This window comes from Novipirellula methanifontis (assembly GCF_052161655.1).
Taxonomy (GTDB): Bacteria; Planctomycetota; Planctomycetia; order Pirellulales; family Pirellulaceae; genus Novipirellula.
Genome location: NZ_CP197418.1, coordinates 9,665,977 through 9,689,200, shown reverse-complemented (window position 1 = coordinate 9,689,200; position 23,224 = coordinate 9,665,977). Strand labels below are relative to the sequence as shown.

The following is a 23,224-nucleotide window of genomic DNA, read 5'->3' as shown; positions in this document are numbered from 1 at the left end:
ATTTCGCCATTCACGCTAGAATCTCCTTAGGCACGCGTCCGTGTACGTCGGTCAAGCGGAAGTCGCGGCCGGCATAACGATAGGTCAATCGTTCGTGATCGATGCCCAGTAGATGCAGGATCGTAGCGTGCAAATCATGCGTGTGGACCGCTCCTTCGGCCGTCATGATGCCGTGTTCATCTGACGCACCATGCACAATCCCTCCCTTCACTCCGCCTCCGGCCATCCAGGACGAGAAGCAGTGGTTGTGATGCTCGCGGCCGGGATGGTCCGCTTTCTGGTGAAACGGTGTGCGGCCAAACTCCGTGGTCCACACCACCAGCGTGCGATCGAGCATACCTCGCTGTTTCAGATCGGTTAGCAAGCCGGCAATCGGTTGGTCGATCGCTTTGGCCAACCGTTGGTGGTCGTTCATGTTCCCGTGCGAATCCCAGTTCGAGCTCGACCCGACATCAATCAACTCGAGAAAACGCACGCCGCGTTCGGCCAATCGACGGGCAACAAGGCATTGCCAACCAAACCCGCTCGTGGCACCACGTTGCAAACCATACATTTTCATCGTCGCTTCGGACTCGCCCGACAAATCGAATGCTTCGGGGGCTTCGCGTTGCATTCCGAAGGCCGTTTCAAACGAGCGGATGCGGGCATCGAGAGCCTGGTCGGCATCGTGTTGTTGCAAATGAGCACGATTCAATTTTTCCAACATCGCGAGCTCCATCTGTTGCAGCTCGGCTGGAACCTTGGCGTGGATGTTCGGAAGTGGTTGCTCGCCTGGCATGACGTGAGTGCCCTGGTGACAGGCGGGCAGAAAATCGCTGCCCCAGGTTTGCGCGCCCGCGTAGGGAGCTGCCGGAGCGAGCACCATGAACGAAGGCAGGTTTTGGTTTTCAGTCCCCAGGCCGTAGCTGACCCAGGCACCGGCACTCGGTCGAGCGAACTGGGCCGATCCCGTATGAGCAGCTAGCGTCGCCTTGTCATGACCGTCGCTTTCGCAATGCATCGCGTTTAGCACGCAGACGTCATCGATCACTGACCCTAGCTGCGGGAACAGGTCGCTGACCCAGGTGCCGCTTTGGCCAAACTGTTTGAATCCCCAGCGAGGCTTGATCAGGAACCTTTCGAATTGGCCTGGTTTATTCAGCCAGCGCGATGCGGTGATTGACTTGCCATGATCGGCGGTCAGCTGAGGTTTGTGATCAAACGTGTCGACGTGGGATACACCGCCTGTCGAAAAAATGAAGATCACGCGATCGGCGGTGGCGGTGAAATGACCTGGTTTGGCACCCAGCGGGTCGGTCGATGCGGCTTGGATTTCGTTCCACATTCCCGCCAATGCAATCGCACCAAAGCCACCCGAGGCATGGTGCAAGAATTCGCGACGATTCGTCTGCAAAGAATTGTGCATTTCTGATCTTGGGAAAAAAGGGATGCAAAACATTTGCTCAGTCCACGTGTAGAAATTCATTGCTGGATAACAACACGCGTGCAAACGCGGCCCAGACGCCGACCGAATTTACTCGTTCGGAGTTTTCTGATGCCGCAAGCTTGCTGTGGTAGACAGACAGAAACGACAACGTCTCGTCGACCTCGGCGTCGGTCGCCGCGCGCCCCAGCACGCTCTCGTACGCGAAACGTACACGCGAAGCATCGTCGCCCGGTATAGCTAACAGCTGGTTGGCAAATGCGTCGGATTGTTGATGGACGAATGGTGAATTCATAAGAAACAACGACTGAGTCGGCGTTATCGTCGGCAACCGTCTCGCCACGCTGGTATTCGGGTCTGCCGCGTCAAACATCGCCAGGAAAGGATGACGGCGGTTTCGCTGGACCATCAAATAAATGCTGCGATGATTAGACTCATAAACCGCATGAAACGGTCGGTGGATGGTAAAGGCCCATTGGTCGACCGGGGGAAAGGGATGAGATTGTGGAACGCTGCGGTCGAGTTGGCCGCTGATGGCGAGCATCGCATCGCGGATCAATTCCGCGTCAAGCGGTCGTCGCGAATAACGCCACAGCCAACGATTGTTCGGGTCGGCGGTAAGGTTTTTGGCGTGATCATCACTCGAAAGCATGTAGGTGCGTGAATTCATGATCTGGCGATGAAGCGACTTGATTGACCAACCCGATTCGATGAATTCTGAAGTCAACCAGTCGAGTAATTCGGGATGGCTCGGGCGTTCCCCACGAGCCCCAAAATCACTGGGCGTTGACACCAATCCTTGGCCAAAATGCCATTGCCAAACCCGGTTTACAAAGACGCGTGCGGTGAGCGGGTTCGAAGGGCGGGTCAACCAATTGGCTAGTTCCAACCGGCCACTGCTGGTCGAGTCGGGCGGCAGCGTGTCTCCGCCAAGAACTTCCACGAAACGTCGAGGTATCTCGTCACCGAGCCGCTCGGGTTCACCACGTTGTTGCATTCGTGTGTTGGTCGGTGTACCTTCGCTGACACCGTAGGCGACCGGATAGGCAGACGCTGCGAGCGTCGCGTCGCGTTGTTTCGTCACCGCTGCCAATTGAGCATTCAGTTCTGCCAACCGCTGTTCCGTGCCGGGGGTAGGTTCGGGGATGACCACAGGACCGCTGCCTGGGATTCCGAACGCGGTTTCTTGCAGTCCAATATTGTCGATGTCACGCGTCGGTGCGGGGCCGCTGACATGCCCGATCCCATCACAAATGAACGTATCGACGATCCCATCCCAGTTTGGATTGAGGGGTTTGTCATTGAATTCGTTGAGCTCGTCGGTCGTTCCAACAATGCCGGAGTACGTCTTCTTTTCATGGTCGAGGGTGACACGCAGCGTGTACCACATTCCCGGTTCGAGCTTGCGAATGATGTCCCATTCTCCTCCGCTGCGAATCGCGAACTCGGTGGCGGTCACACTGCACTCGATCGCTAGCGATTGGGCCACTCCGCGGCCGAGAAAGAAGCGGTACGCCCCCTGCGGCGTCGATGCGGTGCTGGTGCGGAAGTCGATGCTAAAGTGGATCTGCTTTCCCGTTACCGAATGCAAGGCTTGTTCAAAACCGTAGCGGATCCCATCGTGCGGTCTGGGAGCTGCCACGCGGACGCCACGTGTTCCCGCTGGATGAATATGGGTGAAGGGACTCTGCGCCTCGGCGAGAATCAGGTTCGGGCCGCTGGTAAACCATGGCTTGGACGGTGGTTTGTCGAGCGTTTGGGCTTCCCAGCCGAGGTCGACTCCGCCAGCGAGCGATTTGCCATCGAATTCCGAACGCTCTCGCGTCAGGCGTGCAATGTTTCCATTCAATCGAGCAAGTTCGTCGGCTTTGGCTTTGTCAAGCCGCGCGGCCTCGGCGGCGGGCACCAAGGGAGGAAAGTGAGCCGGGCGTTTGTGCGCTTCGCCTCCGGGAAATGCCCATTTTGTACTTTCAAAAATGCCGTACAACGCGTAGTAATCCTCTGCCGATACAGGATCGAATTTGTGGTCATGGCAGCGGGCACAGCCCAGCGATAACCCCAAGATCGAGCGGCCCACCGAATCGATCACGTCGGCGAAATCAAGGTATTGATAATCAGGCTTGGGGGCGTACCCGTAACGCTTTCCGATGGCGAGGAAACCGGTCGCAGTCACCCGCTCGGCGTATCGATCCGCAGGGCCGCTTGACGCTAAAATGTCACCCGCGATCTGTTCGCGGACAAATTCGTTATACGGCTGGTCACGGTTCATTGCATTGACCACCCAATCGCGATACTTGCCTGCTTCTCGGACAGGATAATCGGCACCATCGCCGGCGGTGTCTGCGTAACGTGCGACATCCAACCAGTGGCGTCCCCAACGTTCACCATAAGCGGGCGATTGCAGCAGACGATCCACCAGCGATGCGAACGCATCCGGCGATGAATCATTCAAGAAATTCTGGATCTCCGACGGAGTCGGAGGTAACCCAGTCAAGTCGAACGTCGCACGGCGGATCAAGGTGCGTTTATCCGCTTTGCCAACCGGAGTCAATCCTTGCTGTTCAAGTTTCGATTTGACAAAGGCATCCACCGGATTAGCCATCCAGTGTGTGTTTTGGACTTCGGGGCACGGTGGCTTTGACACAGGCTGAAAGGACCAGAACTGTTTTGCCGATTCGAGATCCATCGCGTCTGATGCTGATCCGCTCTCTGGTTTTTCGACACGCGGATCCACCGCTCCTTGCTTGACCCAAGTGACAAGGTCGGCGATCTGCGCCGGAGTGAGTTTGGCTCCGTCGGGCGGCATCTGCACCGTGTCATCGGAATCGTTTACCGCCTGGATCAGCAGACTGTTTTCGGGATCGCCCGGTATGATCGTTGCACCGCTATCGCCGCCGCGGAGCCACCCGCTGCGTGAATCAAGCCTGAGTCCTGATTCTTGTTTCTTTGGTCCATGGCACTCGATGCAGTGCGTGATCAGCAGCGGACGGATCTGGGATTCAAAGAAATCGTCCGCGTAACTCTTGGTGGGCTGCGGCAAGTAAAGAAACGCCCATCCAAGCAGCCCACAAGTGAATCGGGTAAACGTTCGGTTACGTCGACGTTTTTGATGGATTGATTGCATTTCTATCCACTTTCTTCGTAACGGCTTGGCGGGATTTCTATGCGACCATAGCGGGTGGGGTGAGGTCGCACTGGGTGGGAAACTTGCCGGTTGTGCAGCAAGTCGATGGAGCGAGTGGAGGGAATAACGTACTGGGGAAACCGTCGATCGCCCTCCAACTCTACTCTATACACTGTGTTGATTGTATCGCATACGCACCTTCCAGAGGGCGAATAACAATGGGGGGCAGGAAATGATGCGATTTCCGCTGAGGAAACGCCGCACCGCTAATAGCCGCCGCCGGGGTTGTCGGCTTACGCCAGATGCTCGGCCATGGACGTTTTGGATTCAATGTAACGTCGATGGCCGTCGACGTAGCAGTCACGAACCAGTGTGTCGATATCGGCTGCGGAAAGAAACCCGTCGCAGAAACCAGGGACATGAGGCTCGATCGCCAGGCGTGCCGCTTGAATAAAGTGAGCGATCAAGTCCTTGGAGTCTTCGTTGCCGACCGCCAAGCGAATCGTCGTCGGACTAATGCCGCTGGCGGTAAGCGATGCTTCGTCCAGTTCGGAATGGGTTGTCAGTGCGGGACAGCTAACGATCGTATTGGATTGTCCAAGGCTGATCATGTGAGCGAACATCGGTTCCAGCGAGTCAAAGAAACGCTGGAAAACCTCAGGCGGAACTCCTGTAATATCGATCGTGAACAGTGGAGCAGGCAAACCGATAAAGGAAAGTTTTTCGCGTAGCGGCGAATTCTCGTCGTGTTTCAGTGCGTTGCAGTGCACTTCGATGTTGGGATGGGCGTCAAAGAAGCGAGCCAGTATCTCGGTGTTGATGCACTTGTTTAACATGCGAACACCGAGCGTGCGCATGCCTTGGATCACTTCGAACGCGGTGTCGGCATTAAGGAAGGCGCCTTTGACGTAATAGACATTCCAAAACATCGTCTCGTTCCACGCCACACCATCAGACGATTGGCCTTTTGGGATGAACATGTCGTGGTTACGGCCGATGACGACTCCGGCAATCGCGGATCCGGCCCCCGACAGATCTTTGGTATAGCTGTGGATTACAAAATCGGGGCGTTCGTTCGCGTCTGCTCGCTGCAACGGTTGCACCAAAAATGGGGTGCCAACCGTGGCGTCGAGGATCACTTTCAGTCCTGCGGCGTGGGCGGCGCGACAGATTCCTGGGACGTCGAGCATGTAGCCGTGAGGATTGCAAGGAGATTCGAGATAAACGTACGCGTTGCGGCCTTCGGCGATGCGATCGGCATACTTCTCTCGCGTTCGCTCCCAGCATTGTTGGAAGTCCTCGGCGCCGTATCCCGAAAATGTCTCCACACCCACTCTCAGGTTCGATGGCTTGGCGTACCAATCGTGAATCAATTGATGTGCACCGCCGTAAATATTGCGGCTGCTGATCAGGATGTCGTCGCGGCCCAAAACGTGAGACAACACGCCATCGATGGCCGCCATTCCGCTGTTGAAATTCCAGGCAAAGTATTCGGTGGCATACGGCCCGGCTTCGATGTCGACAATGAAATTGGCGAGCGACACCGAAGTGGGGTTGAGCAGCCGCGAATAGATCTCTAGCAACAACTCTTTACCTTGAAACGCATCCGCGATCCATTCGGCACAGGCGTAGATATAGGTCGCGGTGCGAGCGATCACCGGGGTCGCCGAAAAGATTGCTGTGACGTTGTCAAAGACCGCATAGGGGCCTTTGGCCGTCTGAGTCGAGTAGTCGAGGTCGAGCGATTGGTAGCTGCGGCGAAACGGATTTTGCAGCGAGTCGAGTAGTTTGGCCGTTTGAAAAGCGAGGAACTTTTTGGAGTTGAAGTAGGCGATTCGATCCGAGCGATCAAGATCGGTGATTGACTGCTGTGTCAGTCGCCATAGCGTGTCGGCATCGGCGCTGGCTTCGTAGAGCCGCCGAGCAATGTTGGCTAGCGAGCGGCCATGATCCGTGGCCGGATTGATTCCAAAATGGACAAGTTGTTCGGCCACAAGTTGGTCGACATTTTCGGCAGCGGTCGTATTGCGGCGAGGTGAAAGGTTCCGCATCGCCGCGAGTGAAGCATCGTTCGTGTCGGACATCGCGATAGCCCTGCGTTGACGGAGCGTCGTTGTTTCAGAGATACATAAATTGTATCCGATTCACGATCCAACAGGCGGAATTCGGGGAATGACTCAGGGCAGTTTGACTGAGACGAGTCGGCCTTGGGCGTTGCGGGCGTAAACGTGACCGTCAAGCAGGACAGGGACGGTCCAGCAGCGGCCATCGAGGATTTCAGCTCGCGCGAGTTCTTTGTATTCTTTGCCTGTTGCCTCGGCGATCACCAGTTGTCCATCTTCGCTGAGTAACACCAACTTGCCATCGGCAATCATCAGCGAACCGCAGCCAAGTCCACGCTGCTGCCAAAGGACGTCGCCGGTTTCATGGTCCATGCAAACCAGTTGCACGACGCGGCCGAGATTTGAGTTGCCGTCGAATCCGTACAAGTTGCCTTGATACAAGATGCTGTTATTGAAGTGATTTCGCATCTTGCGGTTGTCGTAAATCAATTCCAGCTTGCCCTCAGTCAGTTGAAATTTTCCGCAGCCGACGCCATAGCCGGTCGAGACATAAATCGTGTCGTCCTTGACGATCGGGGTGGTGGAATTGGTGCGAAACGGCGAGGGCCAGGGAAAGGCGTTGAGTTGTTTTCCGTTACTTGCATCGAGAATTCTCAAACCATCCGAATCAAGCGTCGCGAGCATCGTTTTGCCGTCTTGCTCAAAGACTTCGGCACAGCCATAACCCGCTGTGTGTTTGGACGTCTTCCAGAGCAGTTCGCCGTCGGTTTTGTTGTAAGAGGCGATTCGTCCGCCTTGCACGATCAGTTGGTCCTCTACGATCGTGGGTGAGCTGTTGAAACCCCACTCGGGCAGGTCCACTTCGAGATCCGCTTGCAGGTCACGCTGCCAGAAGACTGTGCCATCGTCCGCACTTAGACACAGCAGTTGTCCCTCTTTGCCAAGCGTGTAAACCCGGTCGCCATCAAGGGTGGGCGTTGCTCCGGGGCCACCTTCGTATAGGTTGTCGACCAGCGCGGACGCGTAGTTGTGAGTCCAGATCGTTTCACCGTTGTTTTGGTTGAGGCAATAAATCGTTTCCTCACCGTCTTTGTGGCCCATCGTAAATAGGCGTCCGTTGGCGATTGAAACGCTGCTAAAGCCGATGCCGATTTCACGTTCCCAGGCAATAGGAAGTCCTGACTCGGGCCAATCGACCGACCAACCGGATTCGTTCGAAATTCCGTCACGCCCTTCGCCCAGCCACTGAGGCCACGACGGTTCGGCGGCGATGGCATGAAATGCGAAACAGCACAGGAAAATCAAGGAAACGGTGGTGCGAATCATTGTTGCTCGGTACCGATAGGAGAGAGGCGGAAAGGGTGGGGCGGGGTGACGACCCAAACGCGATGCCGTGATTCTATCAAGGTTCGCGGTTCAAGGAGCATTCGTCAGACCGATCTAATCAAGATCGATCATCCATAGGTCCAAAAGCAAATGTCCAGCTAGGCTCTGTCGGGAGACAGCTTAAGGTCGCCTTTCGCTCCGCGAAAGTTACGGGGAAAAGACCGCGCTCAAGAAGCGAGAAACTACTTTTCGGATGCTTGCTAGCGAAGTGTGTACCCTATAGGATTTTTGTCTGTTACAAGGCGAAACTACGGATGTAAGAACGTCTGTCACACCTCATTCGTCTTTTTTCCCCCCGGCGCAAATGACTCATGGCAGCTTCGGATACGCAGCAATTCTCAAAGCACCTCGACAGAAAGGGTTTGCCCAGGAATGGTCGTGTGCTTCATTTAGCCACGAAGTGGCGACATGCTGTAGCCATGGGCGTCAGCCCATGGAACCGGAATCCCCTCCACGCCCGTAGTCCCGACGGGACGACAGGAATTCCCACGCCACCAATTTATGTCGCCCTTTCGGGGCTTGGCGGACGTTTGTATTTATGCAACCACGGGTTTGCACCCGTGGCTACAGCGTGTCGTCCTTTCAGGACTAACGTGCTAACGCCCGGTCGCACCGCCTGCGCTGAAGAGGTGGAAGACGACGGCGCCCGCGACTTTCGCATAGCGAAGCACGGATTCCGAATCGAAGAACGTAGTCACCGATCTTGCATAGGAGCTTGATGTGGCGAAACAAGTAGCTACACCAAAACAAGTTGGCGGTGGCGGATACACATTTGAAGACCAAGTATCAGCGTCGTTTCTCTTGAAGATGTTGAGCGGCGACTATCCGCTCAACGCTAACTTGGGACAAATCAAATCCGTTCGTTTTCAAAAACGAGTGGATGGTTGGTTTCTTGATGACGTGGTTCTAATGCTACGTAAACCCGACGCGAGTACAGGCGCGTTGGCGGTCTCAGTGAAGAGCAATACGCAGATCACTGATTCTGGGTTCCCTTCGGACTTTAATGAGGCTGTCTGGGAACAGCGTCTTCACGTTGGAACGCGACAGTTCGATGTGAACTCGGACTTTCTGTCGCTTGCAACCGCCCCTGTTGAATCCAATGTAAGAACGGGATGGGACGGGTTATTGACCAAAGCTGTTGATGCTGACCCCGCCGACTTCCCACGTAGACTCGGAACGGCTAACTATTCAAACGACGTTGAACGCGCATTGTTTGCGAGCTTGCACTGCCCGCCAGCCATCGACGAGTCGAAGACCCCCGCTGACACCACTGAGTTGCTAAAGCGTCTACGCCACTTTCAATTCGATTTTGGCAGCGAACCGTCGGATGATGAAAGCCGTTGCATCGCGAGGTGCGCCGACTTGCTTCTAGACGGGGGACAGGCTGAAGCAATTTCGTTGTGGACGCAACTGAAGCAGATTAGCAGGGATTTGGCTACGTCTGGAGGCGACCTCACTCGCGCGGCCTTGGCAGACCGATTGCGCGAGACGTTCAGTCTCAGTGAATTTCCAAATCACGCTTCTGATTGGGAAAAGATTTCCGCAGACTTCGCGATCCGGATGGAACAAATAAGTGATTGTCTTGCTGGACGTCTTGAGTTGACCCGACAAGAGGAACAGCTGCCAAGTTGCAGCAGGCCAATTAGCGCTTTAGTTGGCGCAAGCGGTTCAGGCAAAACGGTGTTGGCAAAACAAGTCGCGTTACGAGCTGCATCTGCAGGGCACGTTGTCTGGCTCACGCCGGCAGACCTCAATGGCAGGTCGCTTTCAATACAGTTTTCTGACATTGGGCTTCGCCATTCGTTTCCGGAACTTGTCGAACAGTCGATCGCAAATTCTGGTGTCATCGTCATTGACGGCATCGAAAGACTCGACCAAGAAGGCTTATCGAACTTGGCTGTGCTGCTAAAACGCGCACGGGTTGACTCAGACTCAGCATGGACTTTCGTCTTTACTTGTGTAGTCGATGCGTGGGAGCGAACGCACTTGGCTCTTAAGCGTGCGTACGGAAGGGCGTTTAATGTCGCCGTAGAGACAGTAGAGTTTCGCTTCGCAGCTCATCGCGAACAAATCGTTGCAGCATTTCCCAACATTTCCCAAATGCTATTGCGACGGCAACTGGCGAGCGTGTTCTCGAATCTCAAGATGCTTGACTTGGTTTTGACGAATGCAGCAGAAGATACCGAGTCAAACACATGGGTTGGCGAGACTGATATCTTGGAGTGGTATTGGAGCCAACATATTCAAGGCGGTGCTGATGGAGTGGCACGCTCTCGTTTCATGCAGAAGATGGCCTGCATTGAAGCTAACGATTTCTTGGTTGCGGTGCCGCTTGACAGTTTCGATAGCGCAGAATGTCAGCTCGCTGAGGGGCTAATCTCAGAGCAAGTGGTTGGGAACCGAGACGAGAGATTTGGCTTTGAACATGACCTCTTAGGCGATTGGGCGCGCGCCCGATTCCTGTTGAGCAGGCGACAGGATATTGCTGAAATCTCGCGTGAGTACTCGCTCAATCCTCGATGGCATCGAGCGATTCGTCTCTTCGGTTTGCGTCTACTCGAAGGCGAGGCAGACGTTCAACAATGGGAGCAACTTGTGTTCCGACTGGCTCCAGAGGGGACGCAAAGAGTCGAGAGTGACTTGGTCTTAGAGTCGGTCTTTTTTGCCGGAAACGCAGAGGCGTTGCTCCGGAATGTGTGGCCGAGTCTTGTGGCAGATGATGGCAAACTGCTGAATCGCCTTCTTGGCCGGTCGGAATGTGTCAACGACAGTGAGACAACTTTTTGATAGTTGTTAGGTGCTGCATCCCGCGTGCTCAGGGGCCAGCCCCCGAACCCCCGGGATTTTTTCAGGCATGACTCGGGTGTTCAAAGAGTTTGTTGCTGGTACTGTGTCGACGTCCGGTGAAACGGAAGACGGCTCTGCGGGGACGCAACCGTCCAAGGGATAACCGGATCGAGGGTGCGTCAAAGACGTTACTTCTGGAGCCCCCGGGCAATTCGCTTCGGGGGCTTCGCTTTTCAATTCATCCTTTCGTTTGGGAGCGTTGATCCAAACTGCTTTGGGAAGGCTTGCAGGTGTGGGAATGCCGTGTACGAAACGCTCGGGATTCTTCTGCCATGCCCCGTGAAGCGTTTGTTTTCTCGACTCGATCACTTTTTCGCCTTGGCCGTAGTGCAACGATGATGGGGTAAGCAGGCCGATGCCACTGTGATAGTGCTCGTCGTTGTACCAGCCAATGAATTCACGGCAGAACCCAAGTGCGTCTTCATAGCATCCAAATCGCTGGGGAAATTCAGGGCGGTACTTCATCGTTTTGAACTGGCTTTCCGAGAAAGGATTGTCGTTGGAAACATGCGGCCGACTGTGTGACTTGGTGACGCCCAGCGAACCAAGCAACTGCGCCACCGAATGCGATGTCATCGATGGCCCACGATCGCTATGGAGGATCAATTGCTCGCGCGGAACGTTTTGCTTTTCAATGGTTGTTTCGATCAGCTGCGTGGCCAGATCGGCGCTTTCACGATGTGCCAGCATCCAGCCGACCACGCAGCGGCTGTAGATATCCAGAATGACATACAGGTAATAATAGGTCCATTTCTCCGGGCCCTTGAGCTTGGTGATGTCCCACGACCAGACTTCATTGGGGCCGGTCGCAAGCAATTCAGGCTTTCTGTAGTTCGGGTGTCGGAGTTGGTTTCTGCGTTCGCAAGTGCTTTGATTCGCTTCAAGGATGCGATACATCGTCCGCACGCTGCACATGTACTCCCCTTCATCGAGCAATTTCGAGTAGACCTGCCGCGGCGACTGATCAGCGAAACGTTCGCTGTTGAGTCGATCGATCACCGCTTTTCGTTCTCCGAGTGAAAGTGCTCGAGCTGGGATCGGTCTCGGCTTAGGTTGCTGGTCGGGATCGCGGCGACGGTACAACGTCGCTCGCGAAACATTCAGTGCGCGGCATGCAGCAGCGACACCGACTCGTTTGCTGAGCCCTTCAGCCGCACTCAATCTGTCTTCTCGTGTGAGCGTGTCTGCATCATCTCCGAGACTTTTTTTTGGACGTCAATGATCAACTCCGCCTGGCGAAGTCTTTCTTTTAGGCGTTCATTTTCGCGTTTCAAAGCGGCAAGCTCTTTTGCCTTTGACGGTATTGCTGGCGGCACATCGCTACTGGGCTTATTCGATGATGACAATGATTTTTCCCGAAGTTGACGACGCCAGCGCTGAACCACTGACGAATAGAGCCCTTCACGACGTAGCAGAGCTCCAATCTCACCGGGCTCGGAGCACTGCTGAGCTTCGATCGCGATCCGACGTTTATACTCCTCTGAAAAGCGACGACGGGTCGCTTTCTCAGCCACCTCAGGATTTTTCTTAACTTTTTTGTTGGCGATTTCGGTCATGTAAACTCTCCGTGCCCTCGATTTTGAAAAACTTCAAAGTTGTCTCACTCATGTTGGCACAGAGGGGTTTCTTCATTCGGCGACATTACCTGATCCTGTTTTTGCGAGTGATCCGAGCCTCGCTGTGTTGAAGAGAATCCCGTTTTGGCCGCTTTGGATGCCGGTCCTGCGCGTGCTTGGCGAGAAACGAGCCGAAGCTATCCCGATTGCGACCGAGAAGGTAACTCATATCGCGGATCTGTGGCTTAAGTGTTCCGGCCAGAATTGGCCTCTGCGGAATGAAACCGGACAGATACTGCTCGACTCCGCCCAATTCATCATTGAGGAAATTAAGTCGCAGGATTGGAGGGCAGATAGCGAGTTGTGCAAAAGCGTATTCTCACGTGTCCTGACCGCCGCATGTGTTTTCCCCGATGATGTGGCCGAACTTGCCCTCTCGCTCGCAGAGCGTCGAGACGTTTCACCATTTGTCGCTGACGACGAATCCGATTCTGAAGAATCAGAACTGCAGGATGACGAAGCCGAGAAGGGCTTCGGAATCGCGGATATCTATGGACCACGAGGTCCACTATCTGATTCGTGGCCACAAGGCCCTCTTCGTCGCGTGAATCACAGCGTGCATGAGGGGCTACTAGCTGGCGACGATCCGTTGCAATATTTGTTTGCGGCACGCCCGGAGATTGGCAAGGAAGTGTTGCTGGCACTATTGATACGAGAGCCGTTGCCACAAAATCGTAACTACTTTGATCACGGAATTGATGAGTTTCTCTACGTCGAAACGCAACACGATTGGTCGCCGCCAATGTACTTTCGCGGACCTTTCCTGTCATTTCTTCGCACGCATCGAGAGCAAGGCGTTGCAACCATCGTTGAATTGACCAACTTTGTGACGGATCGGTGGGTCGACAACCGTGAGAACCCGCCGCCAGTAACGGTCACAAATAGCCGTGGGGAAGACGTCGCGTATTTTGGTGGCAGCGATGCGTTCTACTGGTATCGAGATTCGGTTCGATCACCTAACGCAGTGGTGCCCGCTCTCATGGCCTTGGAGCATTGGCTGTATCTTCATTTGGAGCAAGATGAGCCTATTACCTCGGTTGTCCAGCAAGTACTTGATACCTCGCACAGCACGGCACTGCTTGGAATGCTTGCGGCGGTAGGGCGGCGTGAGCCCACGCTTTTCAACAATGAACTTCGTGCGTTCGTGCCAGTATGGCAATTGCAGGTTTGGGAGGAACACTACCGAATTCAGGGGCTGGAATCTCTACTCGGCATGACCATGATGCAGTGGACACGATGGGGCGAGCCAATTTGGAACACGGTCCACAATTGGCACACGCTCGAACATCGAAAAACAACACTCGGCAACGTGTTATTCCAACAGTTCCTTACCGATGAAGATTCGCGAAGCATGTTAAGCGACGTACAAAAGCAATGGGCGAAAGAACTTGCGGAGATGGGCGAATCAGAGGACACAGGCTTCCTTGAAAAAATCGCATTGCGGTTTGACGAAAGCAAGTTGCGAATGCGTTGCGAAGAGAACCGTATCATCGTGGAAATTGAGGAGCCAAGAGAACGTAGTGAAAAACTTGCCGAGGTACGTGAGAACGATGAGAAACACATGGCTGTTCTCATGTTCCCGATGACCTGCCGAAAGATTATTGATGAACGTGCCGTACTTGAGCCAAATCAGATTGAAACTTTTTGGACAAAGCTTCAAGGAATTGCAGATGACGCCGACGATGCCCGAACTCGCGGAGATCGACCCGAGGACGCAATCGTCGGTGGAATCGCAGCATTGTCCATTCTGCACAACGTTTGGATTGAAGCGGAAGCCGAACGCGAGAAATGGTGCGCCGAACAGTTTTCAAAAGTTCTTGAGAATCCTCCGCCACATCCACAGTTCCACGTACCCGAGTCCGTAAGCAATTATCATTGGGACAACTTCGCCGCAATGCTGTTGCCGCAAATGCTCGCCGAGAATCCCACTCATGATGGAATCCGATCGATATGTGCCGATTTTGCGCTAGCTTACAACTACTGCGTCACTGAAGACCTCATGAAGTTCGCTTTTGAGCAGCGCGAGTCATTAGGAGACGATTTTCTGCGCCTCCAGCATCTAATTGTTCGAGCATCAGGAATTCGCAACGTCAAGACGGTCACACACGGAGGTAACAGCTTCTGGGATTGCCCCGATATCGACTATGACATCGGGGCACTGTTCAATGACTTGATCGGCCAATTCGCCGATTCAACACTTGAGCCCAAACTTCCCAATCTTTGTGAGGTCGCTGAGAGCGCAACCGATACCATCGTTGAGATGGTGCAAAAGCAACACGAAATCTCGTACAAGGAACCAACGTCGGACGAGGTTCAAACCTCAATTGCAAAGCGTATCAAACGTGGTCGCGGACTTGAGCCAATGCAATTGCGTGCGGCATTTAGTTGGCTGAGTGAATCCGAACATGCCGCCGGTGAGTTGCCCGCCCGCATTGACTGCCTTGAAAACCTTCTTCGAGGCATTCTGCGCCCGCTTGGTGACATTGAAGAGACGCTATTCGATGACAACGACGACAACACGTTTTTTGCTACGCCGGGACAATGGGACACATGGATATTCGACCTTGTTGTCGGAACTATTCCGCGAATTCGTGACCAAGCTTCAGCCCAACGACTTTGGGAACCAATAATGTCATTTGGGTTGGAAAGACTTCATTGGGTTGATTCGTTTATATCTTCTTACTTCATTCATGGACTCAGGGTTGAGGGCTGCGAAGAAAACTTCTTCCTCCATTGGAAGGCAATGATCGCTTTTGCTTGGACGAAACAGAATTGGCGGCAAACGGAGGTGCGGAACCATCGTTCTGATGATGAATTGTTCCGGCATCTCATGGGCTTTAGCAGATTTGGCCATAGCTACTTTGAGGATGACAAGTATCGAACTCACATGGCCACGATGAAGTCTGAATTTGACAAGTGGACTGACGAGTTCTTCCCTCATCCCGAGGCAACTGCTGCCTACGCTCGATTCTTGACATATCCATCGGCGATCGACTACTTGCGGGATGGCGTAGCGAAACTTGCCCACGTGTCGAGCCAATTCGAGGAATGGCATTGGAGAGAATTCTACCACCTTGAGTATGCGCTACTGAAAGTGCTGGAGAATGACTGGGAACACAACTCAGCAGAAATTCAGTCGAACCAAGTGATTCGGCAACAGTTTTCAACGATTCTAAAGACGATGTCTGACCGTCAAGTGCCGCAAGCACTGGAACTGCAGGACAAAATGGTGCGGGCGAAGTAATGTGGGTTGGGGCTACTTCGATCCGGAGTTGTTTTTGGATTTCATGCGGTACTTCGTCCTATTCGAAGGCGATGCGACTCACTCGTCAAAAAGGCCGGCGGTTACCATCAGTTCCACACTGTTGGTGGCTTACAATCATCCTCAGCTGCGATCAAAATTTCGCGGTGCTACCTCTACAATGTGACATCACCTATGACAGGCAGAATTTTCAATATCCAGGATAGCGGCGAACTGGTTGAAATGGTGGAAACTGGTTTTGTCAGCGAAGACGATTTTCAAACGTTGGTGGAAAAGTACCCCGATCTGCTCGCGGGCGACCAAATACGCAGTGACGATCCGCGACGTTGGCTGTTGATCCGCCGTGAAATGGGAGTCGCTGACCTGCCATCAGGCTATGATCGCTGGTCCCTCGACCATTTGTTCATCGATCAAGACAGCGTTCCGACTCTGGTCGAGATCAAACGCAGTACCGACACGCGTCTGCGGCGCGAGGTGGTCGGCCAGATACTTGATTACGCTGCCAACGCAGTAGTGCATTGGTCGCTGGAACAAATTCAAGTTGAGTATGAAGCACAGTGCGAGCGAGACGGTGTCGATCCGGGCGTGCGTCTCGGTGTATTACTTGGTGCCGACGGAGACGTCAGCGGATTTTGGCAACAAGTAAAAACCAATCTGCAAGCAGGCCGTGTGCGGCTCATGATTGTCGCCGATGTCATTCCAATGGAACTGCGACGGATTGTGGAGTTTTTGAATGAGCAAATGGACCCTGCCGAAGTGTTGGCCGTTGAGATCAAGCACTATGTGGGGCAGGGCATCAAAACATTGGTACCCCGCGTGATTGGCCAGACCGCAGAGGCTGAGAGCCGGAAGGGTGCGAGCGGTTCTGCGGGGCGACCTCGGCCACGAACCGAGCAAGAGTTGCAGGAAATCGCGGAAGCGAAACAGGTCGGTGAAGCGTACGCGCTGTTGGTGAGTCAAATGAGAGCATTGTTCGATAGTATGACTACCACCCGCAGCAACGTTGCCTTCAATGGAAAAATTGCTCCTTTCAAATCGGGTGCCGTTTTGGCGGCTCTTTCGCCGGTCGATAGCTCTGCGGACAAGGGGGTGTCGTACGGAATCTATGTTGACCGCTGTGCCGAGTACTTTAGCGTCACACGAGACGAGATCATTCAAGCCGTTCCGAACTTCGAAAGGATCGAAGAAACGGGCGATTGGGCCGGTGACATTTACCGCGGGTATGTGCGGACCGCGTCCGATTTTGAAGCTTTGATTTCAGTGATGCGGCAAGCGAAAACGCAAGGTTGAGCACATCGTTTATGTCGCCCCTTTGGGACTGACGTGCTCACGCTCGGTCACCGAATAGCCACGAAGTGGCGACATGTTGTAGCCATGGGCGTCAGCCCTGGAGCACTCACGTACGTAGGGGGTCATTGCAACTCAAACGACTGAGTGCCGAAGGGTTTTCCGTTGATCTGTAGCGTGACGTAGTGAACGCCTGGGTATAGCGTGTAGGTGGTCGCACCATCTCGCAGGGGATGACGTTTTCTGATTGTAATTGTTTCCCCTTTTTTAACACGAACCTGTTTGATCTTGTGGACTTTGGGAGCCAGTGTGCCGTTGGCTTTTACAAAATCGACTACATAGTCCACCAGCAACGATTCGTTTTGCAATCCCGTCACTTCGAACGAAAATTCAATCGCTTGGCCTGGGCGAACTTCCGCCGTATGCAGTTCAAAACCTGACACCGTGATGTTGGGATTTGATTTGAACCCAAGCATCGCGAGGGCATCGCGGTTTCCTTGTTTGACCAAGGTTCGCAAGGCGTGTTTGCGCATCCACTCGAACTCGCCCGCGTCTTGTTGTTCGAGTTGTTGCCATTGCTTTAGCGTTTTGAGGACCAAGTCGGGATGCGTCTTAGCAATGTCGTTGAGATGATTGGAAACCGAGCGAGTGACATAGCGCGTGGGATCGGCATGCAACGTGTTCAGTAACGGAATCGCGGTGGCGGTGTCGATCGACAGTCGGCCGGACCAAGGGAGTCGCGGTCGCGTTCCCTCGCTGACCAAACGCCGCACGTGATAGTTTCGATCGGTGGACCATTTTTCCAGCGTGCTGAGCGTTTCGCTGGGGTGCGTATTGATGAAGGCGCGAATTGCATCCTCCATCGAAAATCGCTGCGTAATCGCCTTAATCGTTTTCAGGGACAATTTGAGATGTCGTTTTTCGAGTCCGTTGCGAACGACGTACTCTCCCAGCGGTGCAAAGATGAAGTCGCCAAAGTCATCATCGCGTTTGGTCGGGTCCAATGGCGGTGGCAGCGCGGTGGTGATTTGCTTGGCGGCCACTTTGTAGTCCGACGCAAGATAACGCTCCAGCATGCTGGCGATGTGTCCGATCCGTTCTTTGAGTTCCAGGTTTTTTAAGTCCTTCATTGTCTCAGCGACGAAACCGGTTGCGTCAAACTGAGCGTCCGCAGCGTGGAAACAGGAGGCGAGATACGCGACGCGGTCCGCGTTGAACAACTGATCCTTCAGACTGAAGCCTGTTCCTTTCTGCGGGGTAGCCATGATGGGGTGGTTTCCTTTGCTGTGGTTCTTCCCGGGGGGACGCCGAGGTGTTCGCTAGACGCGGGGTGGAGCGGGATGAATCATTTTAGAGTGAGTTCAGCTTGCAAAAATCATAACCCGAAGCGTTAGCGGGGGATTTCAAGCTGGTTGCATGACGTTACTGGAAGTCCCTCGCTCACGCTTCGGGTTGTGATCGTGATTGTTCAGCGGCTCCAGGAATGACGCTGTTTTCGACGCCGGCAGCGCACTTTAGCCGCGGGGCTATAAAAGTAATGGATTCCGGAGCTATCGTGGGGCAATCGAAGGGATTTGACGTGGTTCTCAAGTTCGGTCTGGGTGTCTAAACTTCGCAATATCCGTATGTCATTTGGCTGTTTTCTCGCCGTTTTACCCCTGAATCGATCATGCCTCAACCTCGCGTTTTGGTCCTCCGTGCTCCCGGTACCAATTGTGATGAAGAAACCGCGTTTGCGTTTGAGCAGGCGGGGGCCATCGCAGAACGCGTGCACGTGAACCGTTTGATTGAGAATCCAGCACTGAAGGACCGCTATCAGATTTTGTGTTTGCCGGGTGGTTTCAGCTACGGCGACGATATCGCCGCTGGTCGTATTTTAGCGACGAAGCTGCGGCAGCATTTGTCGGATCTGGTCGATTCCTTTGTGCATGGCAAAGGGGATCGTTTGGTTCTAGGGATTTGCAATGGCATGCAGGTCTTGATGCGATTGGGCGTTTTGACCGAAGGGCTTTCCTCGCCGGTCGATGCTCCGGCGACGTTAACCTGGAACGACCACGGCCGTTTCGAAGACCGCTGGGTTCACCTCGTCGTCGACAAGACTCCCTGTGTTTTCTTGAAGGACATCGAGCGGATGTACCTGCCGATGGCCCATGCCGAAGGCAAGTTTGTGGCGGCCAGCAGCGAAGTATTGGAAACGATGCAAGGCGAAGGCCGATTGGCGATTCGCTACGCGGATGGCGAAGCGGGTGGGATCGAAAGCGACGTTTTGCCGTTTCCCGTTAATCCAAACGGCGCGGACGCAAATGTCGCGGGCGTTTGTGACGTGACAGGCCGAGTTTTCGGTTTGATGCCGCATCCCGAGCGGCACATCGAAGCGACTCAGCATCCGTTTTGGACGCGTCGCGACGAGCAGCCTGAATTTGGTGACGGGATGCCAATGTTCAAAAATGCCGTCGAGTGGTTTGCCTAAGCCGAGTTCGATTCGCGGCTATCTTTACTGTTTGAAGTGAATTTCGCAGGCATCGTTTTCGCACGATTTTCCGGCGATCTTATATCGCCGTTTTGCCACTTGGTTGTACATCCAACGCCACAGCCCTGCGGAGCCGGGGATGTGCAGAATCGGGGCAGCGATCCAAATGGTGGGCAATCGACGCGTCAGGTAACGGACTGCATCGGCGCCGCCGTGGCGTCCACCGTCTCGGTCGACGACGTACATTTGCTTCATCAAATCGTCGTACTTTAGGTCCGGGTACCGCTCAGCCACCCGTTTGTCGTGCAGCGACAGGAAGGTCAGCCGCGATCCGCCCCAATCGAGTCGCCGCAGGTTGGACACTTGTGATGTGCAAAAATTGCACTGCCCATCATAGATCACAACGTCAGCGTCGGGATTTTCGTCTGGGTCGGGCAGTTTTGGCGGATTTTTAGGCATTTGAGCCCTAGGTTGAAAGCGGAATGCACTGTTTCGCTCTCATTTTAGGCTGCCCGATGCGCTATACTAAGGGGGAGAGCCTCTTTCAACGCAGGAAATAAGTGATGAACCAAATCGAATCGCGAGTCTTGAGTGCCCGTCGACGTCTGATTTTCGCCCAATTTGGCCGCAATCTTTGCTGGACGATGTTTGCCGCGATCTTGGTGGCGGTCGTCGCAATCGCGGTGCCCGCGATTCGGGTAATGGAGGTCGATTTTTCGCTTTGGACGAATGCGTGGTTGATCGGAGCCGGTGTGGTGGCGGTTATTGCTGCGGCAGTGCATGCGATCGCCACAGCACCCTCGAAGCAGTCGGTTGCTGCCGAAGTCGATCGCCGCTTTGGACTCCGCGAACGTTTAAGCAGTTCGATCAGTATGGATGCGGACTCACGCAGCAGCGATTTTGGGTTGGCGTTAGTGAACGATGCCGAGAAAAAGGCGGAGAAGATCGCCGTGGCTGAAAAATTCTCACTCCAACCCACGCGATTGGGTTGGTTACCGATCTCGCTGGTTCCTGTCCTAGCGATTGTGTTGATGTTGCTTGAACCTGCAAAGAATACAAACGCAGGCAGCACTCCCAAAATCGATATCGCCGAAGTCACGCAAGTGAAGACGGCTGCGACTCAATTGAAAAAACGAATCCAACAACAAAAACGCAAAGCATCAGCAGAAGGATTAAAAGAGGCCGAAGAGTTATTTGAAAAGATGGAAGCGGATCTCGATAAGATCTCCAAACGCGAAAACATGGATCGCAAGGAGGCAATGATCGCGCTGAATGATCTGAAAAAGCAGCTCGAAGAACGCCGTGAGCAACTCGGATCCTCCGAGCAGATGCGACGCACCATGTCACAGATGAAGGGGCTCGAGTCGGGGCCGGCGGACAAAATTGCAAAGTCGATTGAAAAGGGTGAATTCGGCGAAGCCAAAGACTTGGTCAAGCAGCTTGCAAACAAAATGCGTGATGGAAAGCTGAGCGAAGAAGAGAAGTCGCAGCTAAAAAAACAGGTCTCTCAGATGAAAGAGCAGCTTGAAAAAGCGGTCAAAGAGCACGAAAAGAAAAAGCAAGAGTTGCAGCAAAAGATCGACCAAGCTCGCAAGGAAGGTCGAGGGGAGGACGCTGCAAAGATGCAGCAAAAGATGAACGAGATGAGCCAAAAAGATGGCCAGATGCAGCAGATGCAAAAGATGGCCGAAGCCATGAGCCAAGCTCAGCAGGCGATGCAGCAGGGTGATGCTGGGCAAGCGGCTGACGCGATGGAGCAGATGGCCGATCAGTTAGGCGAGATGCAGCAAGAGATGTCCGAGCTCGAGGATTTGCAGTCGGCGCTCGACGATCTATCGCAATCCAAAAGCCAGATGCGTTGTGAAGGCTGTGGAGGTGCGGGCTGCGAAAAATGCCAGGGCGGCGGAATGGGAGGCATGGGCGACGGGCAAGGGCAGGGCGATGGTCTGGGTAAAGGCAGTGGGTCTGGCGATCGACCCGAAGACGAGGTGGATACCAACACCTATGAAACTCAGGTCCGTGGCAAAGTGAAGAAGGGCAAGGCCATTATTGCGGGGTTTGCCGATGGCCCGAACCGCAAGGGAATCACGCAAGAGGACGTTAAGCACTCGATCGAAGCAGCGTTGTCGAAAGAGAGCGATCCATCGGAGAATCAAACGCTGCCACGATCGGAACGCGAGCACGCTCAGCAATACTTTGACCGTCTGCGAGACGGCAAGTAAGTCGTGCGGGACGCCGATTCTGTTACTGAATTAGTGGAGCTCGTCAAGGGTTTCGGTGATCCCAGAATACGAAAGTCTTGACGACTTTCGCTGCAATCAAATGCGTCACTTTCAAAATTGACGTCCCGAGTGGGATGTAGGGCCGGTTCCTTGTATAGACCGGAGACATGGGTGGCGCTTTTTCGGGGACATGGGTGGCGCTTTTTTGCAGTAATCATACTTACTCCTTTTAGGAGCAAGTATGGGCTGGAAAGAGTTCGATCGAGTGTCCCAACGAGAAGAGTTTGTCCGCTTGGCAGAGGCCGACGGAGTCAATTTTAGCCGGTTGTGCGAGCGATTTGGCATCTCACGCAAGACCGGCTACAAGTGGCGAGAGCGTCACCGAGCTTGCGCCGAAGAACCTTTGGTGGATCGCTCGCGAAAACCTCACCGATCCCCCACACAGACGCCCGCGGAGATCGAGCAGAAAGTGCTGCAGATCCGCGATGCTCACCCGGCCTGGGGCGGCTTGAAGATTCGCAAGCGGCTCAAAGTCATGGGTGAAAAAACGCTTCCTTCGCCCAGCACGATCGCCGCTGTCTTGAAGCGACATGATCGCATCAGTGACGCTGAATCGGCCAAGCGAAAGCCATGGACGCGGTTCGAGCGAGAGCGTCCCAACGAGCTGTGGCAAGTTGACTTCAAGGGCGAGTTCGCGCTGAACAACAAGAGCTATTGTTACCCGCTAACCCTGCTGGACGATCACTCCCGGTTTTCACTGGGGATCCTCGCTTGTGGGAATCAAACGCGGCAAACGGTGCAAAGTCATTTTCGCAACGTGTTCGCAATTTACGGGCTTCCACACGCGATTTACGTCGACAACGGCAACCCGTGGGGCGGTAGTCACTTGATGCGTCACACACGTTTTACGGCGTGGTTGATGCGTCACGATGTGGAAGTGATTCACGGTCGTCCACACCATCCTCAGGGCCGCGGCAAGCTGGAGCGATTTCATCGCACGCTAAAACTCGAAGCCCTGCAGGATCGCTCACTGAGCACGCTGGCGGAAGCTCAAGAGTGCTTTGATCTTTGGCGAGACGTCTACAACTTGGAGCGTCCTCACGGGGCATTGGATTTGGAAACACCTTCGCAGCGATACCAAATCAGTGAGCGACGTTTTCAGGAGAAAACGGATCCGTTCGAGTATAGCGAACGCTACCAAACACGCCGCGTCAACAGGGTTGGCCAGTTCCGTTGGAAGGGGAAGACGTACCGCATCAGCGAAGCATTCCAGGACCATCCTATCGGCTTGAGTGGGACTCAAACGGACGGCGTTTGGGATGTCAGTTGCTGTCGTTTTGTGGTGGCCCAGATCGACGAGCGGACTGGCGAAATTCGACGTCACCAGCCTCGCGGCTGAAGTTCGCTTGCGCTCACTTCAGCCGCGAGGCTGGTGAGCGAGGACGGGGAAAGCTATGCTTTCTCCGCCCCCCGCTGTCTTGTTCAAAGCGCCACCCATGTCCCCGAACGAAATATTCCTACCGG

The 23,224-nt window shown here is 54.2% G+C and carries 12 protein-coding genes and 1 pseudogene; 6 read left to right on the top strand and 7 right to left on the bottom strand.

The window, feature by feature from the left end; all coding sequences use genetic code 11:
• Window positions 1-10 precede the first annotated feature (10 nt).
• The 4 genes from SH528x_RS34405 to SH528x_RS34390 form a co-directional block, all read right to left on the bottom strand.
• On the bottom strand, window positions 11-1,405 hold the full coding sequence (locus SH528x_RS34405) for a DUF1501 domain-containing protein (protein ID WP_442507936.1): 1,395 nt from the start codon (window positions 1,403-1,405) through the stop codon (window positions 11-13).
• A 37-nt stretch (window positions 1,406-1,442) separates the two neighbouring features.
• Window positions 1,443-4,547 carry a PSD1 and planctomycete cytochrome C domain-containing protein gene (locus SH528x_RS34400; protein WP_442507935.1) on the bottom strand — a complete coding sequence of 1,035 codons (3,105 nt, stop codon included), beginning with the start codon at window positions 4,545-4,547 and terminating at the stop codon, window positions 1,443-1,445.
• Between the two features lie 293 nt (window positions 4,548-4,840).
• A complete protein-coding gene (locus tag SH528x_RS34395) occupies window positions 4,841-6,631 on the bottom strand; it encodes a PLP-dependent transferase (protein ID WP_442507934.1) in 1,791 nt (596 codons plus the stop codon).
• 93 nt (window positions 6,632-6,724) lie between these two features.
• Complete coding sequence (locus SH528x_RS34390) at window positions 6,725-7,936, bottom strand: outer membrane protein assembly factor BamB family protein (RefSeq protein ID WP_442507933.1); 1,212 nt, start codon at window positions 7,934-7,936, stop codon at window positions 6,725-6,727.
• Window positions 7,937-8,716: 780 nt separating this feature from the next.
• On the opposite strand from SH528x_RS34390, the gene SH528x_RS34385 reads away from it, so the two are divergent.
• Entirely contained in the window at window positions 8,717-10,783 is a 2,067-nt protein-coding gene (locus SH528x_RS34385; protein WP_442507932.1) for an ATP-binding protein, read from the top strand.
• Between the two features lie 249 nt (window positions 10,784-11,032).
• Here the strand turns inward: SH528x_RS34385 and SH528x_RS34380 are convergent.
• Window positions 11,033-12,399, bottom strand: a pseudogene (locus tag SH528x_RS34380) (IS3 family transposase); the annotation flags it as partial.
• 157 nt (window positions 12,400-12,556) lie between these two features.
• Between SH528x_RS34380 and SH528x_RS34375 the strand changes: the two are divergent.
• Window positions 12,557-15,703: a hypothetical protein gene (locus SH528x_RS34375; protein ID WP_442507931.1), complete on the top strand. Its 3,147-nt coding sequence runs from the start codon at window positions 12,557-12,559 to the stop codon at window positions 15,701-15,703.
• Window positions 15,704-15,895: 192 nt separating this feature from the next.
• Window positions 15,896-17,011: a hypothetical protein gene (locus tag SH528x_RS34370; RefSeq protein WP_442507930.1), complete on the top strand. Its 1,116-nt coding sequence runs from the start codon at window positions 15,896-15,898 to the stop codon at window positions 17,009-17,011.
• Between the two features lie 122 nt (window positions 17,012-17,133).
• Here SH528x_RS34370 and SH528x_RS34365 read toward each other — a convergent pair whose 3' ends face one another.
• Entirely contained in the window at window positions 17,134-18,273 is a 1,140-nt protein-coding gene (locus tag SH528x_RS34365; RefSeq protein ID WP_442507929.1) for a DNA alkylation repair protein, read from the bottom strand.
• 404 nt (window positions 18,274-18,677) lie between these two features.
• On the opposite strand from SH528x_RS34365, the gene SH528x_RS34360 reads away from it, so the two are divergent.
• Complete coding sequence (locus SH528x_RS34360; RefSeq protein ID WP_442507928.1) at window positions 18,678-19,478, top strand: phosphoribosylformylglycinamidine synthase subunit PurQ; 801 nt, start codon at window positions 18,678-18,680, stop codon at window positions 19,476-19,478.
• Between the two features lie 24 nt (window positions 19,479-19,502).
• Here the strand turns inward: SH528x_RS34360 and SH528x_RS34355 are convergent, their stop codons facing one another.
• Window positions 19,503-19,937 carry a thiol-disulfide oxidoreductase DCC family protein gene (locus SH528x_RS34355; protein ID WP_442507927.1) on the bottom strand — a complete coding sequence of 145 codons (435 nt, stop codon included), beginning with the start codon at window positions 19,935-19,937 and terminating at the stop codon, window positions 19,503-19,505.
• A 104-nt stretch (window positions 19,938-20,041) separates the two neighbouring features.
• Between SH528x_RS34355 and SH528x_RS34350 the strand changes: the two genes are divergently transcribed.
• Together SH528x_RS34350 and SH528x_RS34345 are read left to right on the top strand one after the other, a co-directional pair.
• Window positions 20,042-21,700, top strand: a complete 1,659-nt coding sequence (locus SH528x_RS34350) for a hypothetical protein (protein WP_442507926.1) — start codon at window positions 20,042-20,044, stop codon at window positions 21,698-21,700.
• Window positions 21,701-21,965: 265 nt separating this feature from the next.
• On the top strand, window positions 21,966-23,099 hold the full coding sequence (locus SH528x_RS34345) for an IS481 family transposase (RefSeq protein WP_442505492.1): 1,134 nt from the start codon (window positions 21,966-21,968) through the stop codon (window positions 23,097-23,099).
• The last annotated feature ends 125 nt before the right edge of the window (window positions 23,100-23,224 follow it).